Consider the following 15,085-nt stretch of genomic DNA (forward strand, 5'->3'; position numbering starts at 1 on the left):
TCCGTTAGGCTCGCCCCATTCGTGAAAGGATTGCCCTATGGCCCCCATCAAGACCGCTACTCTGCTCAGCCTGTGCATCGCGCTGGCCGCCTGCGGCAATGAAACCGTCGCCAACAATATGCAGGCGCCGGTCGAAAATGTGGCCAATGCCGCCGAGCCTGCCAACCCCATGCAGGCCAATGGGGTGGGAGGCAAGTCGGTGGCGTTCACCAAGGGCGAATCCGAATTTCGCGTCAGCTGGCCCGCCGCGGCCGCTGCCATCGCCCCGCTCAATGCCATGCTGCAGGAGAGCGCGGAGAAGCAGCGCAAGGAGACGGAGGACGGCATCCGGGCAGAAGAAGCCTCCGCGAAGGAAGCCGGCTATCCCTTCCGTGGCTATAGCTACACCGAGGACTGGTCCGTGGCGGCCGACGTGCCGACGCTGCTCGTTCTGCGCAGCGAAGGCTATAGCTATACGGGCGGCGCGCACGGCATGCCGCTGGTCAAGGTTCTCTACTGGGACAAGGCCGGGAACGAGGCGCTGGAAGCCAGCGACCTGTTCGACATTGCTGCGCTAGGCCGCGCCGTTAAAGACCGCTTCTGCGCGGCTTTGGACGCCGAGCGCACCAAGCGGCGCGGAGAGCCCGTCGGCAGCGGGGAGGGCAGCCCGATCCCCGAATTCGACCAATGTGTCGATCCGACCAAGCAGACGATCATTGCCGCGACGTCAGGTGGTGGCGCGCTCAACCGCCTCCACTTCGTGATCATGCCCTATGAGGCCGGACCCTATGCGGAAGGGATTTACGAGATCGAAGTGCCGGTGGATGCGGCAGTGCTGGGCGCGGTGAAACCGTCCTGGAAGGGGGCCTTCGCGGCGGCGCAGTAGGCCCGCAATCCCCACCTCCCGTTCGTGTCGAGCCCTTCGACTGCCCGCAGGCGGGCAGTCGAAGGGCTCGACACGAACGGGAGGCTGGAAAGCTTCGTCAGACCGAAATCGGCACGCCAAACAGGTCGTGCTCGTCCGCATCCTCGATCTCGACGGTCACGAAATCCCCCGCCGCAAGCCCCGGATCGACGTCGCGCAGATAAACATGCCCGTCGATCTCGGGCGCGTCAGCCTGGCTGCGGCCGGTCGCCCCGACACTGCCGTCCTCATCCGGTTCGCCAACCTCGTCGATAATCACAGGCAGCGTCCGGCCGATCTTGGCGGCCAGCTTGGCGGCTGAAATCCGCGCGCAGGCGTCCATGATCCGCTGGAAGCGCTCTTCCTTGATCTCGTCGGGCACATGGTTGGGCAGGGCATTGGCCTGCGCGCCTTCCACCGGCTCAAAGCGGAACGCGCCGACGCGGTCGAGCTGCGCTTCCTCCAGCCAGTCGAGCAGATACTGGAAGTCCGCTTCCGTCTCGCCGGGGAAGCCGACGACGAAGCTGGAGCGGATCGCGATGTCCGGGCAGATTTCCCGCCAGCCGCGCAGGCGCTCCAGCACCTTGGCCTCGTTGGCGGGACGCTTCATGGCGCGCAGCACATTGGGCGCGGCGTGCTGGAAGGGGATGTCGAGATAGGGCGTCAGCAACCCTTCCGCCATCAGCGGGATCACCGCGTCGACATGCGGATAGGGGTAGACATAATGCAGCCGCACCCAGGGCTGCTCGCCCTGTGGCGTGCGCAGGCCGCCGAGTGCGCGGGCAAGGTCGGTCATATGGGTGCGGACGGGCTCGCCCTTCCATAACCGCTCCTCATGGCGCACGTCCACCCCATAAGCAGAGGTGTCCTGGCTGATGATCAGCAGTTCCTTGGTGCCCGCCGCGACCAGCTTCTCCGCCTCGCGCAGCACCGCATCGATCCGCCGGCTGGCGAGCTTTCCGCGCAGGTCGGGGATGATGCAGAAGGCGCAGCTGTGGTTGCAGCCCTCGCTGATCTTCACATAGCCATAATGGCGCGGGGTGAGCTTAAGGCCGCCCTCCGGCACCAGATCGACAAAAGCATTGGGGACGGGCGGCGCGGCATCGTGCACCGCATTGACCACATCCTCATATTGATGCGCACCGGTGATCGCCAGCACCTCCGGGAAGCGGGCGCGGATCAGCTCGGCTTCATTGCCCATGCAGCCGGTCACGATCACGCGACCGTTCTCGGCAATGGCCTCGCCAATTGCCTCGAGGCTTTCTTCCTTGGCGCTGTCGAGGAAGCCGCAGGTATTCACCAGCACCACGTCCGCGCCATCATAGTCCGGGGACAGCGCGTAACCATCGCTCCTCAGCTTGGTGAGGATACGTTCTGAATCGACCAGCGCCTTGGGGCAGCCGAGCGAGACCATGCCCACCTTGGGCGCGTCGGGAATTTTCAATGCCATGATTGCGCGCGCATATAGTGGTGGTCAGCGCAAAATGCGAGTCGTCCCGCGCAAGGCCCTTGAAGGTTCAGTTCGGCGATCAGTTCGGCGGCGGGCTTCTTTCGGCCGGCCCGTCATTGGCGATGATCTCGATGACCGTATCGCCCGCATAGAGCATCGCGGCCTCCGGCTCCCAGAAACCATAAGCGCGCCCGGCCCGGTAGAGCCGCACGCCCAGGCCGGTCTGGATCGCGCTCAGCGGTTCGCCCACCTCGGCCTGCGTGACGCGGCGCTCGCGCAGCTGCACGCGCCCGCCCGATGCGGCAAGATCGGCCATATAATCGGCGATATGAGCGCCTTGGCACGAACCGGCGAGCAGCAGTCCGGCGAAACTGACCGGATTGATGACCGTCGTCGCCCCCGCCTGGCGGGCGAGCGACTCATTGTCTGGCGCCCTCACGACGACACTCAGCGGGATATCGGGCGCGAGGTGGCGAGCCGTCAGCGTCACGAGGATCGAAGTGTCGTCGCGTCCGGCCGAGACGATCATGGCCTGCGCTTCTTGAACGCGCACGTCCATCAGCGTCTGGTCGCGCGTCGCATCCCCTTTCAGGATGTTGCAACCAGCGGCCTCGGCCAGCGCCAGCGATTCGTCGCTGCGCTCAATGACGACGATGCAGCGGGGGTCTGTGCCGCGCGCCACCAGCTCCCGCACGGCCTCGGAACCGCTCGTGCCGAAGCCGGCGACGATGATGTGGTTGGTGAGGGACTTCTGGATCTGCGACATGCGCCACCTGTGCCAAACATTGCGGAAAACGAACTGATAGGCCGTGCCAAGAAAGATCAGCCAGACGAAGATGCGCGCCGGGGTGACGAAAATGCTCTCAAACAATCGCGTCCGGTCCGTGACCGGCACGATGTCGCCATAGCCCACGGTGGTGACGGTTACGGCGGTAAAGTAGACGACATCGCCGAAGCTGACCTCCCCGTCGAGATTGTCGCGCAGGCCGTCCCGTTCGACCCAGTGAACCAGCAAAACGAAGGTCGCGAGGATGAGCATGGCACAGACCCGCCAGGCGAGATCCGCCCAGACCGGCAGGGACGAGCGTCGCCGGAGGAATGCGCGCGGCGGCACGCGGGGATCGTCGCGCTGGAACATCACCGGCCTTGTGCCAGTGGGGAGGGCAGGGTGCAAGGCGAGCAACCGGGGAGGGGATGTTGAACCTTCCTCCATCCTCTTCAGAGGAGGGGCTTGAGATCGCCGCCTTACTCTCCAGCCCCCGCCAGCCCCTCTTCCAGCGCCGTCAGCAGTTCATAATGCGTCAGATCGTAATGCAGCGGCGTCACCGAGACATAGCCCTCCGCCACTGCCGCCAGATCGCTGGCTTCCGGCGCGGAGTCGCTATGGTGCAGGCCGAACCAGAAATAATCATAGCCGCGCGGATCGGTGCCCGGGACGATGCGGGTGCGGTCGATGTCGTAGAAGCCCTGGCGCGCAACCTTGATGCCCTTGATCGCGCTGGCGGGCAGGGCAGGGAAGTTGACGTTGATGAGCGTGCGTTCCAGCGCATCCTGCTTGAGCAACGCGCGCACGACCCGCTCGCCCCAGGCCTCGGCCGCCTCGAACGGGATGCTGTCGCCCAGCCCCTCGCGCGAATAGACCTGGCTCAGCGCAATCGAGCGCACGCCGGAGATCGCGCCTTCCATCGCCGCCGAGACGGTGCCGGAATAGGTCACGTCCTCGCCCAGATTGGCGCCGCGATTGACGCCGGAGAGCAGCAGGTCGGGCTTCTGGTCCTTCATCAGATGCCCCACCGCCATCATCACCGCATCGGTGGGCGTGCCGGAGACGCTGTAATGCTTCTCGCCATGCTGGCGCAGGCGCAGCGGGCGGGAGAGTGTCAGGCTATGCCCGGCGCCCGATTGCTCCTCCATCGGTGCGACGATCCAGATGTCGTCCGAAAAGCAGCGCGCGATTTTTTCCAGCACTTTGAGGCCGGGCGCGTTCACGCCGTCATCATTGGTGAGCAGGATGCGCATCAGGCCGGCGTCAGCAATTTGAGGCCGCCGGTATAGGCGTGCAGCGCCTCAGGCACCGTCACGCTGCCATCGGCATTCTGGTAATTCTCCAACACCGCCACCAGCGTCCGCCCCACGGCGAGGCCCGATCCGTTAAGCGTGTGGAGGAAGCGCGTGCCCTTCTCGCCCTCGGGACGGTAGCGCGCATTCATGCGCCGCGCCTGGAAGTCGCCACAGGTCGAGACGGAGCTGATCTCGCGATAGGTCTGCTGGCTCGGCAGCCACACTTCCAGATCGAAGGTCTTGGTGGCGGAGAAGCCCATGTCTCCAGCACAGAGCAGCATCCGACGATAGGGCAGGCCCAGCGCCTCAAGAATGCCCTCGGCGGATTTGAGCATATGCTCATGCTCGGTCGCCGCCTGATCGGGTGTGCAGATCGCCACCAGCTCGACCTTCTCGAACTGATGCTGGCGAATGAACCCGCGCGTATCGCGCCCGGCCGACCCCGCCTCCGAGCGGAAGCAGGGCGTGAGCGCCGTGAACCGCATGGGCAGCGCGGCCTCGGTCAAAATCTGCTCGCGCACGAGATTGGTGAGGCTCACCTCGGCGGTCGGGATCAGCCAGTGGCCGGTGGTGGTGCGGAAGAGGTCTTCGGCGAACTTCGGCAACTGCCCGGTGCCGAACACCGCCTCGTCGCGCACCAGCAGCGGTGGATTGACCTCGGTATAGCCATTGGTCTCCGTCTGCCGGTCGAGCATGAATTGCGCGAGCGCCCGATGCAGCCGCGCCATCTGCCCCCGCAGCGCCGCGAAGCGCGCGCCGGACATGGCAGCCGCACCCTCGAAATCGAGGCCGAGCGCAGGACCGAAATCGGCATGGTCCTGCGGCGTGAAGTCGAAGCTGCGCGGCGTGCCCCAGCGGTGCACTTCCACATTGCCCGCCTCATCGACGCCTTCGGGCACGTCTGCGGCGGGCAGATTGGGAATGGCGGCGAGGCGGCTCTGCACAGCCTCCGCCAGCGCCTTCTCCTGCGCCTCCAGCTCGGGCAGGCTGGTCTTGAGTGTCGCGACCTCCGCCTTCAGCGCCTCGGCTGTCTCCTTGTCGCCCTTCGCCATCGCCTGGCCGATGGCCTTGCTGGCCTCGTTGCGTCGCGCGAGGCCTTCCTGCACCTGCGTGGCGACGGCGCGCCAGCGCGTGTCCTCCTCGCCGATAGAGGCGGCGACCGGCTCCATACCACGGCGGGCGAGGGCGGCGTCGAAGGCGGCGGGATTGTCCCGAATGGCTTTGATATCATGCATGGCGCACCGCCTATGCCCCGCGCGCCATGGCCGATCAAGCGGCCAGCGATCTCCCAGTGGTGAGGACGCGACTGGCACCGCCGCCCAAGCCTGGCGAGGGCAGCGGTATTCGTCTCGTTCGGCCGCCGATTCACGGCGGATTCGGCCGTTGTTCAGTCATCGTTCAATGCGCTGGAAACAGTGCTTGTTTCACTCTCGGCTGCGCTCTATAGGCGCCGCGAGAGCGCCGGAAATCGGCGACTTGATCGACGCGGAGAAGTGAATGGCCTCGCTTGCAGATTCGTCGGATAAAAACGGCTCGAAAGGCTCGGGGATCGATCTTCCCGAGGGCTATCGGCCTTCCGCAGACGAAGAGTTTATGGGGCCGCTGCAGCTGGAATATTTCCGCCGCAGGTTGCTCGATTGGAAAAAGCAAATTCTCGCCGAGGCAGAGGGCACGCTCGCCACGCTGCAGAGCGAACCGCTGCGCGAGCCCGATCTCAACGATCGCGCCTCCAGCGAAACGGACTGGTCCATCGAGCTGCGCACCCGCGATCGCCAGCGCAAGCTCATCTCGAAGATCGACGCCGCGTTGCGCCGCATCGACGATGGCGAGTATGGCTATTGCGAAGTGACCGGTGAGCCCATCTCGCTCGGTCGCCTCGAAGCCCGCCCCATCGCGACAATGACCGTCGAGGCGCAGGAGCGCCACGAACGGCAGGAAAAAGTCTCCCGCGACGATTGATCATAGCGGCCGTCGGTTGGCTGCCCTCGTCCTGATAGCTCGCGCATCTTAGCAGGGTGCGCTGGCGACGAGCGGCGTTCGGCCGCTGGCCTTCCTGACTGATCAACTAGCGTTGATTGCGCGTGCGCGGTTCAGTGCTCGCGGGCTTTCTATTCTCTCGCGAGGCTGTCAACGGTGCCGGGCTGCCGCCTTCGCTCGGGGAGCATCCTTGTGCCCTAACCCGCGCGCTCACACCCGCCTACGGCAGTCAGCCCGCAATGACAGCAGGATTCTGCTGCATCTATAATCGCGCCAATGTCCAGAAACGAAAAAGCGGAGGAGAGCTGCTTCTAAGCGCTCGATCCTCCGCTTTGTCCCGTCGCCCGTGCCGGTCTTCCCGGCGGCTCCCTCTCCGAAGTAATCTTGTAAGAGCGATGGAGACGGGCCTGCCTAATGCAGTTTTATACAAAAAAAAAGGGCCGACCTCGTGAGAGATCGGCCCCTTGAGTCTTAGGAGAGGATGCCTGAAAGGCAGTTTCTAAATAGCACATCCGCTTTTTGCTGCAAGTGCGAAAAACGAAACTCGCTGATGCAAAAATGTAATTTGCGTATACAGCGTTGATATAAAAGAGAAAAAATTTTCTCCGAAGAGGAAACCTTCTTCATCCCTCTCGCTGCAGAGTTTTATCTCGCGCGCGCGAGAGGTGACGGAATCAACCGGCGATCGCCTCAAAGAAGCGAAAAAAATTCAAAGAAACCCGCCATTTTCTGATCATGGACAAGGGCGCCTTGCTCCTAGCTGAACATTGCAATCGAATGCAATGTCGCCCTCATTCGCGAATCACCTGCCCGCTTCGACGATCAGATGTCGCCGCTGAAGGTGTCGCACTGGGCAGGGTCGCCGGAGTCGTAGCCCCGACGCAGCCAAGCCACCCGCTGGGCGCTGGTGCCGTGGGTGAAGCTGTCCGGCACCGGCCGGCGCCCGGCGTCCTTTTGCAGCGTGTCATCGCCGATCGCTGCGGCAGCGCGCAGGCCTTCCTCCAGGTCGCCAGTTTCCATCAGACCGGTACGGCGTCCCCACACCCCTGCGTAGCAATCGGCCTGCAGCTCGATGCGGACCTGAAGTGCATTGGCTTGTGCTTCGCCCAGCTGCTGCTGCCTTTTGTTCACATCATCCAGCCGGCCCTCCAGATGCTGGACATGATGCGCGACTTCATGGGCAATCACATAGGCCTGGGCGAAGTCGCCCGGTGCGCCGAAGCGCTGCTGCAGTTCCCGGAAGAAATCCGTGTCGAGGTAGATTTTCTCGTCGAGCGGGCAGTAGAATGGTCCCATGGCCGATTGCGCGATCCCACAGCCAGATTGTCCGTTTTGGGCATAGAAAGAGAGGACGGCGGGCTTGTAGGTCTGGCCGCTTTGCCGGAAGAGATCGCCCCAGATGCGCTCGGTGGTGTTGAGCACCTTGAGCGAGAAGCTCTGCATCTGTGTCAGCTCTCCCTCCTGACCCGCAGGAGCGCCCTGTTCGGTCGCCGGCTGCGAGGTATCTCCGCCGGTCAGCAGCCCGCCACCGCTAAAGCTGATGAAGGCGAACACGGCGAGCGCGATTACCACCCCGCCGCAGCCGAAGCGGCTGCCGATCATCGGCAGCAACATGCCGAGCAGATTGCCGCCCCCGCCGCCGAAACCGCCCCCGCCGCCACGCTGGATCTCGTAGTTGCTGCTTTCCCGTTCGTCGTCGAGCCGCATTCTCGTCCCTTCCCCAGCGCGTGCTTGCATGATCACGCCATGGTCGATGTGTCGGGAAATTCTCCCCGCTGCGACGGTGAAATGCAACAAGGCTAGGAACTATCCCAACGCCCCGGCAATTCTGTGGGGATCACGACATCCGGTCCCCGCTCGGCGCTGGTGGACAGCCGGGGAATGGGATATTGCATCGCACCATGGATATGCCGACTCCGCGTCGCCGCGGCGGCCATGCGCCGCTTCCTTTGCCCGATCAGGTCGCGCTGGTCCTCCAGGGCGGAGGTGCGCTGGGGTCTTATCAGGCCGGCGTGATCGAGCGGCTGGCGGCGCTTGGCATCGGGATCGACTGGGTCGCGGGCATCTCCATCGGCGCCGTCAATGCCGCCATCATCGCCGGCAACACGGCCGATCAATGGGTGGCGCGTCTGACCGAGTTCTGGACTCTCGTCAGCAGCGGCCTGCCGAACATCTGCCTGCCCGAGGACGATCATCTGCGCGAGGGCGCACATCTCGCCGCCGCCGGCGCCGTGCTGCTCGGGGGCGTACCAGGTTTCTTCCGCCCGCATTTCTTGCAGCCCCTATGGGCACCGCCCGGAACGACGGAAGCGATCAGCTATTACGACACGGCGCCCTTGCGCGAGACGCTGGACCGGCTGGTCGACTGGGACCGGGTCAATCACGGTCCCATGCGGTTTTCCATTGGCGCAGTGGATATCGAGAACGGCAATTTCGTCTATTTCGACAATCAGGATCCGCAATGGCGGGGCCGGATCGATGCCCGCCATGTCATGGCTTCCGGTGCCCTGCCGCCGGGCCTGCCGCAGGTGGAGATTGACGGCCGCCATTATTGGGATGGGGGCCTGGTCTCCAATACCCCGCTCAGTCATGTCCTCGATCATCAGTCCGGTGATCTGCTGATCTTCCAGGTCGATCTCTTCCCGGCAGAAGGGCCGCTGCCGCGCGAAATGAGCGATGTCTGGTCGCGGCAAAAGGATATTCAATATTCCAGCCGCACCCGGCAGGTGACGGACCGCTTCCTGCGTACCCGGCGGGAGCATGAGGCGATCCGCGCGCTGCTGGATCGCTTGCCGCAGGACGTCGCCCAAACATCCGAGGCGCGGCGGCTGGCGGGGATGATCGAAGAAGGATCGGTCAACATCATCCATCTCATCCACCGCCTGCGCGCCTGGCATAGCGGCGCGCGCGATTTCGAATTTTCGCGCCGCACGATGCTGGATCACTGGGCGCAGGGCGATGCCGCCGTCGCCGCCGTGCTCTCGCACGGGACCCAGCTTATCGCGGAAAACATCGTCAGTGGCCGCAGCGCAACCTTCGACCTCGCGCTGACCGGTCAGATCAAGGAGAAGCAGGCATGAGTTTGAAGGGCAAGACAGCGCTGATCACCGGCTCCACATCGGGCATCGGCCTTGCTTATGCCAAGTCGCTGGCGGCCGAGGGCGTCAACCTCGTCATCAACGGCTTTGGCGATGCAGACGCCATCGAGAAGGAGCGGCTGGCGCTGGAGCAGGCGAGTGGTGCGAAGGCGATCTATTCCGGCCATGATCTCACCAAGCCGGAGGAGATCGAGGCGATGATGGCGCAGGCGGCGGAGGCCTTCGGCGGCGTCGATATCCTTATCAACAATGCCGGCACCCAGCATGTCGCGCCGGTGGAGGAATTCCCGCTCGACAAGTGGAGCCTCATCATCAAGCTCAATCTGGAATCCGCCTTCCACACCACCAGGCTTGCCGTGCCCTATATGAAGCAGCGCAAATGGGGCCGGATCATCCAGACCGCCTCCGCGCATAGCCTCGTCGCCTCGCCGTTCAAGTCGGCTTATGTGACCGCCAAGCACGGCCTTGCCGGCTTCACCAAAACGATCGCGCTGGAACTGGCGACCTTTGGCATCACTGCCAATTGCATCTCGCCCGGCTATGTCTGGACGCCGCTGGTCGAGGGCCAGATTCCGGACACGATGAAAGCCCGCAACATGACGCGCGAGCAGGTCATCAACGATGTGCTGCTCGCCGGCCAGCCGACCAAGGAGTTCGTGACGGTGGAGCAGGTGGCCGCGATCGCGATGTTCCTCTGCTCGGATCCCGCGAGCAACATTACCGGCGCGAACATCAGCGTGGATGGCGGCTGGACCGCTGCCTGAGGGCTAGAATTACGACAGCTAGATAGAAGCGCGCAGGAGCACTATTCGCAAATCTAGCTGGGATGGGGGCACTTAGCCCCAACGTCCTTGGCCCCTCCCTGGGGGAGGGAGGGGCCGTCGGGGACTGTGGGAGAGTATCAGCGCCGTGGGAGAGTAACGCTGATGAAGACTGTATAGCCCCCACTTGTCACGAGACTTTGTCGCAATCGGCGGAGTTTGTATCAATGTGTCGCAGCCGGCGCGACGGGCTCAGTTGCCGCTGCCGCCCAGCACGTTGATCGTGAAGGCCAGTACGCCCAGATTGAAGACAAAGGCGGCGAGGCAGTGGATCGTCGCCACGCGCCGGACCGAGGTGGAGGTGACCGCCACGTCCGAGGTCTGGAACGTCATGCCCAGCGTGAAGCTGAAATAGACGAAATCCCAATAGGTCGGCTCCTTGGTGCCGGGAAAGTCGAAGCCGCGCGCATCCGCGCCGCCCTCGTCCTTCGCGTCGCCCTCGCTCCGCACATAGAACATATGGGCATAATGGAGGGCGTAGACCATGTTGGAGAAGATCCACGCCAGTGCCAGGGTCCCGATGACCAGAGCCATGGCCTCGACGCCGGGATCGTGCCTGTTCTCAAGTTCGGAGAAGATTGCGACGAGCACCACCAGCGAGACCGCGCCGGTTATCCCCAGCAGCAAGGTGCGATTGGCATCGTTCCGCGCAGCCGACTGGCGCATCTGATCCGGCCCGGCGCGCGCCAGCAAAGGCCAGACGGACAGCAGAAAGATGCCGGCCGCCACGTCGAATCCTGCCATCATGGCATGGCGCCAGCCCAGCACCGGATGCAGTAGCGGCAGGCTGACAAGCAGGATCGCCGCAAAAGCGAGGAAGCGTATGGGCGCAAGGCGCCGTCCAAGGTCAAGAGCCATCGGCGCGACTATAGCGGGCGAAATTGCCTGCCGAACCTTGTTTCTTCATCTGCTAGCGCCGGCGCGTGTCACCGGTTGAAACGAGAAGCTGCGTAAAGCGTAACCCTCGCTTGGGTCCGCCAACGCTCGCGTTCAGGAGCGACGCTCAGGCTCCTCGATCTCTGACTTCCGTTATTCAGACAAACAACATTTCTGGACGGTCCGAGCGCCAACATGATCCGGTCTTGGCCCCGCAGAACCCGGACGCGTCCAATATCGACGCGCCCGCATTCTGCCAAATTCAACCCGCGCTTCAGAGCTTGCTCGTCAACTCCGGCACGATCTGGAACAGGTCGCCCACCAGTCCAACGTCGGCCACCTGGAAGATCGGCGCATCCTCGTCCTTGTTGATGGCGATGATGGTCTTGGAGTCCTTCATGCCGGCAAGGTGCTGGATGGCGCCGGAAATACCGACGGCGATGTAGACGTCCGGCGCCACGATCTTTCCGGTCTGGCCGACCTGATAATCATTGGGCACGAAGCCCGCATCCACCGCCGCCCGGGAGGCGCCGACAGCGGCGCCGAGCTTGTCGGCCAGCGGCTCGATGAGCGCCTTGTAATTTTCGCCGCTGCCCACGCCACGACCGCCCGAAACGATCACCTTGGCGCTGGTCAGCTCGGGCCGCTCCGAGGCCGCAACCTCGGCGGACACGAAGCGCGCGGTGCCAGCATCGCCGGTGCCGGACACGGCCTCCACCGGAGCCGATCCGCCCTCGGGCGCCGCCTTGTCGAAGGCGGTGCCGCGCACGGTGATGACCAGCTTGGCGTCGCTCGTCTTCACCTGCGCGATGGCATTGCCGGCATAGATCGGGCGCGTGAACGTGTCCGGCCCATCCACCGCGATGATGTCCGAAATCTGCATCACGTCGAGCAAGGCGGCGACGCGCGGCGCGATGTTCTTGCCGGTCGTCGTGGCCGGGGCGAGAAAGGCGTCATGATGCCCCATGAGGTCGACGATCAGCGGTGCGACATTCTCGGGGAGCTGGTGCTCCAACGCCGCATCATCGGCGAGATGCACCTTGGCGACGCCAGCAATCTTGGCGGCCTGCTCCGCCACCCCGGCGCAGCCCTTGCCCGCGACGAGCAGATGGACCTCGCCCAGCTTGGCGGCGGCGGTCACGACCGGCAGGGTCGCATCCTTGAGGGTGGCATCGTCATGCTCGACCAGAACCAGTGTCTTCATTATCCTGTCCCTTCATCCGCATCCCGTTCGCTTCGAGCGAAGTCGAGAAGCGTTGTGCGCGGCGTGTCTCGACTTCGCTCGACACGAACGGAAAAGTGATCGGTCGCTCAGGCGACCCCAAGCACCTTCAGCTTCTCGACCAGCTCATCCACGCTGTTCACCTTCACGCCCGCCTGCCGCTTGGCGGGCTCGGTCACCGTCAGCGTCGTCAGCCGCGGCATCATGTCCACGCCGTAGTCGGCCGGCGTCTTCTGCGCGAGCGGCTTGGACTTGGCCTTCATGATGTTGGGCAGCGAGGCATAGCGCGGCTCGTTCAGGCGCAGGTCGGTCGTCACGATGGCCGGCAGCTCGAGCGCCACCGTTTCCAGCCCGCCGTCCACTTCGCGCGTCACGTTCGCCGTGTCGCCCGATACCTCGACCTTGCTGGCGAAGGTGCCCTGTGCCCAGCCGAGCAGCGCGGCGAGCATCTGGCCGGTCTGGTTGCTGTCATCGTCGATTGCCTGCTTGCCGAGAATCACCAGCCCCGGCTGCTCCTCATCGACAATCGCCTTGAGGAGCTTGGCCACCGCCAGCGGCTCGGCCACGCCCTCATGGGTGATCAGGATCGCGCGGTCCGCGCCCATGGCCAGTGCCGTGCGCAGCGTCTCCTGCGACTTCGCCTCGCCGATGGAGACCGCGACGATCTCGGTCGCGACGCCTTTTTCCTTCAGGCGAATGGCTTCCTCGACGGCAATCTCGTCAAAGGGGTTCATGCTCAGCTTGACGTTGGCAAGGTCCACACCGGACCCGTCCGCCTTCACGCGCGGCTTGAGATTGTAATCGAGCACCCGTTTTACGGGGACGAGGATTTTCATCTGCGCTCTCCTTAAGACATTCAAATGTTAGTTGACGTTCACGTTAACGTCAACCGTGCGCGAGACTGGCGAATTCCGCCATGAGGGGTTGGAATTGCTCCATGGGCGGGAAGGTCTCGAAGCTGTGTCTGGCTTTCGTGACTGCCCAGGGCAGCGCTTCCGAGGTATAGGTTTCGAGGAAGGGTGGGTCCGTCGGTGGCACATCCAGCAGGGTCGTGCGCACGTTGACGATCTCGTCCATGCCGTCCGGCCGCGTGAACACCCAGCTCAGGCAATGATCGCAGAAGAAATGCCGGGTTGCCCCGTGCAATCCACCGATCACCGGCTCTCCGGCGATCACTTCGAAACCGGTCGAGAGATAGCAGCTACTCAGCGAGAAGGCGCTCGCCGTCATCAGCTGGCAGCCGCGGCAGTGGCAGGCCGCCGTGAATAGCGGCGCTCCGGTCACCCGGAAGCGCAGCTTGCCACAGCGGCAACCGCCCTCTGCCGCGCCCTGCATCAGGCCAGTGCCTTCACCTCGGCCACGATCTTCTTGGCGGCATCGCCCAGATCGTCGGCCGGCACAATGGCGAGGCCGGAATTGGCGAGGATTTCCTTGCCCTGCGCCACATTGGTGCCCTCAAGCCGCACAACCAGCGGCACCGAGAGATTCACTTCCTTGGCCGCTGCGACAATGCCCTCGGCAATGATGTCGCAGCGCATGATGCCGCCGAAGATGTTGACCAGAATGCCCTTCACTGCCGGGTCGGAGAGGATGATCTTGAATGCCGCCGTCACCTTCTCCTTGGAGGCGCCGCCGCCCACATCGAGGAAGTTGGCCGGAAACATGCCGTTCAATTTGATGATGTCCATCGTCGCCATGGCAAGGCCCGCGCCGTTGACCATGCAGCCAATGTCGCCATCCAGCTTGATGTAGGCGAGGTCGTACTTGCTCGCTTCCAGTTCGGCGGGGTCTTCCTCGGTCTCGTCGCGCAGTTCCATCAGGTCCGGGTGGCGGAACAGCGCGTTGCCGTCGAAGCCGACCTTGGCATCGAGCACCTGGATCTTGCCGCCGGCAATGGCGAGCGGGTTGATCTCGATCTGGCTGGCATCGGTGCCGAGGAACGCCTTGTAGAGCGCGCCGGCGACCTTGCTGGCCTGCTTGGCGAGATCACCGGAAAGCTCCAGCGCGGCAGCCACGCGGCGGCCATGATGCGGCATGAAGCCGGTCGCCGGGTCGATGGTGATGGTGTGGATTTTCTCGGGCGTGGAGTGCGCCACTTCCTCGATGTCCATGCCGCCCTCGGTCGAAGCGACCATGGCGATGCGGCCGCTGGCGCGGTCCACGAGGAGGGCGAGGTAGAATTCCTTTTCGATGTCGACGCCATCGGTGATGTAGAGGCGGTTGACCTGCTTGCCGGCCTCGCCGGTCTGGATCGTCACCAGCGTGTTGCCGAGCATGTCCTTGGCGTGCGCCTCGACTTCCTCGATCGTCTTGGCCAGCCGCACGCCGCCCTTGGCATCCGGACCGAGCTCCTTGAACTTGCCCTTGCCGCGCCCGCCGGCATGGATCTGCGCCTTCACCACATAGAGCGGGCCGGGGAGCGACTTGGCGGCCTCGACGGCTTCCGCCACGGTCAGCGCTGCATGGCCGGCGGGGACGGGGGCGCCAAATTTCGCGAGCAGTTCCTTGGCCTGATATTCATGGATGTTCATGGGTGCAGTATCCTGAGCCTGAGAAGAGGTTGGCCGCGCCATAGCCCAAGCCGACGCCGGCGTAATTTGCAAAGTTGCAAAATCGACGGCTCGGATGCGATATTTACGCGTAGACCAGCGCGGCGCCGGTCAAGGTCTCGCGAGGCGGATTGGCTCGAAGACGTCG

Annotated in this window: 14 protein-coding genes; 4 read left to right on the forward strand and 10 right to left on the reverse strand. The window is 64.0% G+C overall.

Annotated elements, in window-relative coordinates:
• Positions 1 to 37: 37 nt before the first annotated feature.
• The gene (locus tag M2334_RS04970; protein ID WP_264604920.1) at positions 38 to 865 is read left to right on the forward strand and encodes a DUF3298 and DUF4163 domain-containing protein; all 828 of its coding nucleotides are present in this window, start codon (positions 38 to 40) and stop codon (positions 863 to 865) included.
• A 97-nt stretch (positions 866 to 962) separates the two neighbouring features.
• On the opposite strand, the gene rimO is transcribed toward M2334_RS04970, so the two are convergent.
• The 4 genes from rimO to serS form a co-directional block, all read right to left on the reverse strand.
• On the reverse strand, positions 963 to 2,333 hold the full coding sequence (gene rimO / locus M2334_RS04975; RefSeq protein ID WP_264594061.1) for a 30S ribosomal protein S12 methylthiotransferase RimO: 1,371 nt from the start codon (positions 2,331 to 2,333) through the stop codon (positions 963 to 965).
• Between the two features lie 79 nt (positions 2,334 to 2,412).
• A complete protein-coding gene (locus tag M2334_RS04980; RefSeq protein WP_264595363.1) occupies positions 2,413 to 3,471 on the reverse strand; it encodes a potassium channel family protein in 1,059 nt (352 codons plus the stop codon).
• Positions 3,472 to 3,578: 107 nt separating this feature from the next.
• Positions 3,579 to 4,352, reverse strand: a complete 774-nt coding sequence (gene surE / locus M2334_RS04985) for a 5'/3'-nucleotidase SurE (RefSeq protein ID WP_264594062.1) — start codon at positions 4,350 to 4,352, stop codon at positions 3,579 to 3,581.
• A complete protein-coding gene (serS, locus tag M2334_RS04990) occupies positions 4,352 to 5,629 on the reverse strand; it encodes a serine--tRNA ligase (RefSeq protein WP_264604921.1) in 1,278 nt (425 codons plus the stop codon). Before serS ends, surE begins: the two co-directional genes overlap by 1 nt.
• A 262-nt stretch (positions 5,630 to 5,891) precedes the next feature.
• On the opposite strand from serS, the gene dksA reads away from it, so the two are divergent.
• Positions 5,892 to 6,353 (forward strand): RNA polymerase-binding protein DksA, encoded by a 462-nt coding sequence (gene dksA / locus M2334_RS04995; protein ID WP_181560338.1) that lies wholly within the window; start codon positions 5,892 to 5,894, stop codon positions 6,351 to 6,353.
• Between the two features lie 840 nt (positions 6,354 to 7,193).
• On the opposite strand, the gene M2334_RS05000 is transcribed toward dksA, so the two are convergent.
• The gene (locus M2334_RS05000; RefSeq protein WP_264594064.1) at positions 7,194 to 8,078 is read right to left on the reverse strand and encodes a neutral zinc metallopeptidase; all 885 of its coding nucleotides are present in this window, start codon (positions 8,076 to 8,078) and stop codon (positions 7,194 to 7,196) included.
• A gap of 194 nt (positions 8,079 to 8,272) precedes the next feature.
• Between M2334_RS05000 and M2334_RS05005 the strand changes: the two genes are divergently transcribed.
• Positions 8,273 to 9,451, forward strand: coding sequence for a patatin-like phospholipase family protein (locus tag M2334_RS05005; protein WP_264594065.1), 1,179 nt, complete (start codon positions 8,273 to 8,275; stop codon positions 9,449 to 9,451).
• Positions 9,448 to 10,233, forward strand: coding sequence for a 3-hydroxybutyrate dehydrogenase (locus tag M2334_RS05010; protein ID WP_181560335.1), 786 nt, complete (start codon positions 9,448 to 9,450; stop codon positions 10,231 to 10,233). The genes M2334_RS05005 and M2334_RS05010 overlap by 4 nt, the downstream gene beginning before the upstream one ends.
• Before the next feature lie 249 nt (positions 10,234 to 10,482).
• On the opposite strand, the gene M2334_RS05015 is transcribed toward M2334_RS05010, so the two are convergent.
• From M2334_RS05015 to sucC, 5 genes are all read right to left on the reverse strand, one after another.
• Entirely contained in the window at positions 10,483 to 11,148 is a 666-nt protein-coding gene (locus M2334_RS05015; protein WP_264587646.1) for a DUF1345 domain-containing protein, read from the reverse strand.
• Positions 11,149 to 11,440: 292 nt separating this feature from the next.
• Entirely contained in the window at positions 11,441 to 12,370 is a 930-nt protein-coding gene (locus M2334_RS05020; RefSeq protein ID WP_264594066.1) for an electron transfer flavoprotein subunit alpha/FixB family protein, read from the reverse strand.
• Between the two features lie 107 nt (positions 12,371 to 12,477).
• A complete protein-coding gene (locus M2334_RS05025; RefSeq protein ID WP_264594067.1) occupies positions 12,478 to 13,224 on the reverse strand; it encodes an electron transfer flavoprotein subunit beta/FixA family protein in 747 nt (248 codons plus the stop codon).
• Between the two features lie 49 nt (positions 13,225 to 13,273).
• Positions 13,274 to 13,723: a GFA family protein gene (locus M2334_RS05030; protein WP_264604922.1), complete on the reverse strand. Its 450-nt coding sequence runs from the start codon at positions 13,721 to 13,723 to the stop codon at positions 13,274 to 13,276.
• Positions 13,723 to 14,919 (reverse strand): ADP-forming succinate--CoA ligase subunit beta, encoded by a 1,197-nt coding sequence (gene sucC / locus M2334_RS05035; RefSeq protein ID WP_181560330.1) that lies wholly within the window; start codon positions 14,917 to 14,919, stop codon positions 13,723 to 13,725. Before sucC ends, M2334_RS05030 begins: the two co-directional genes overlap by 1 nt.
• Positions 14,920 to 15,085: the final 166 nt, after the last annotated feature.

Origin of the sequence: Sphingobium sp. B11D3D, assembly GCF_025961755.1 — a bacterium.
Classification (GTDB): Bacteria; Pseudomonadota; Alphaproteobacteria; order Sphingomonadales; family Sphingomonadaceae; genus Sphingobium.

Excerpts from the sequence above, each read along its gene's own strand:
- rimO (WP_264594061.1), bottom strand. The coding sequence starts at position 2,333 with ATGGCATTGAAAATTCCCGACGCGCCCAAGGTGGGCATGGTCTCGCTC.
- M2334_RS05020 (WP_264594066.1), bottom strand. The coding sequence starts at position 12,370 with ATGAAGACACTGGTTCTGGTCGAGCATGACGATGCCACCCTCAAGGAT.
- M2334_RS04980 (WP_264595363.1), bottom strand. The coding sequence starts at position 3,471 with ATGTTCCAGCGCGACGATCCCCGCGTGCCGCCGCGCGCATTCCTCCGG.
- dksA (WP_181560338.1), top strand. The coding sequence starts at position 5,892 with ATGGCCTCGCTTGCAGATTCGTCGGATAAAAACGGCTCGAAAGGCTCG.
- M2334_RS05015 (WP_264587646.1), bottom strand. The coding sequence starts at position 11,148 with ATGGCTCTTGACCTTGGACGGCGCCTTGCGCCCATACGCTTCCTCGCT.
- M2334_RS05025 (WP_264594067.1), bottom strand. The coding sequence starts at position 13,224 with ATGAAAATCCTCGTCCCCGTAAAACGGGTGCTCGATTACAATCTCAAG.
- M2334_RS05030 (WP_264604922.1), bottom strand. The coding sequence starts at position 13,723 with ATGCAGGGCGCGGCAGAGGGCGGTTGCCGCTGTGGCAAGCTGCGCTTC.
- M2334_RS04970 (WP_264604920.1), top strand. The coding sequence starts at position 38 with ATGGCCCCCATCAAGACCGCTACTCTGCTCAGCCTGTGCATCGCGCTG.
- sucC (WP_181560330.1), bottom strand. The coding sequence starts at position 14,919 with ATGAACATCCATGAATATCAGGCCAAGGAACTGCTCGCGAAATTTGGC.
- M2334_RS05000 (WP_264594064.1), bottom strand. The coding sequence starts at position 8,078 with ATGCGGCTCGACGACGAACGGGAAAGCAGCAACTACGAGATCCAGCGT.
- M2334_RS05005 (WP_264594065.1), top strand. The coding sequence starts at position 8,273 with ATGGATATGCCGACTCCGCGTCGCCGCGGCGGCCATGCGCCGCTTCCT.
- surE (WP_264594062.1), bottom strand. The coding sequence starts at position 4,352 with ATGCGCATCCTGCTCACCAATGATGACGGCGTGAACGCGCCCGGCCTC.
- M2334_RS05010 (WP_181560335.1), top strand. The coding sequence starts at position 9,448 with ATGAGTTTGAAGGGCAAGACAGCGCTGATCACCGGCTCCACATCGGGC.
- serS (WP_264604921.1), bottom strand. The coding sequence starts at position 5,629 with ATGCATGATATCAAAGCCATTCGGGACAATCCCGCCGCCTTCGACGCC.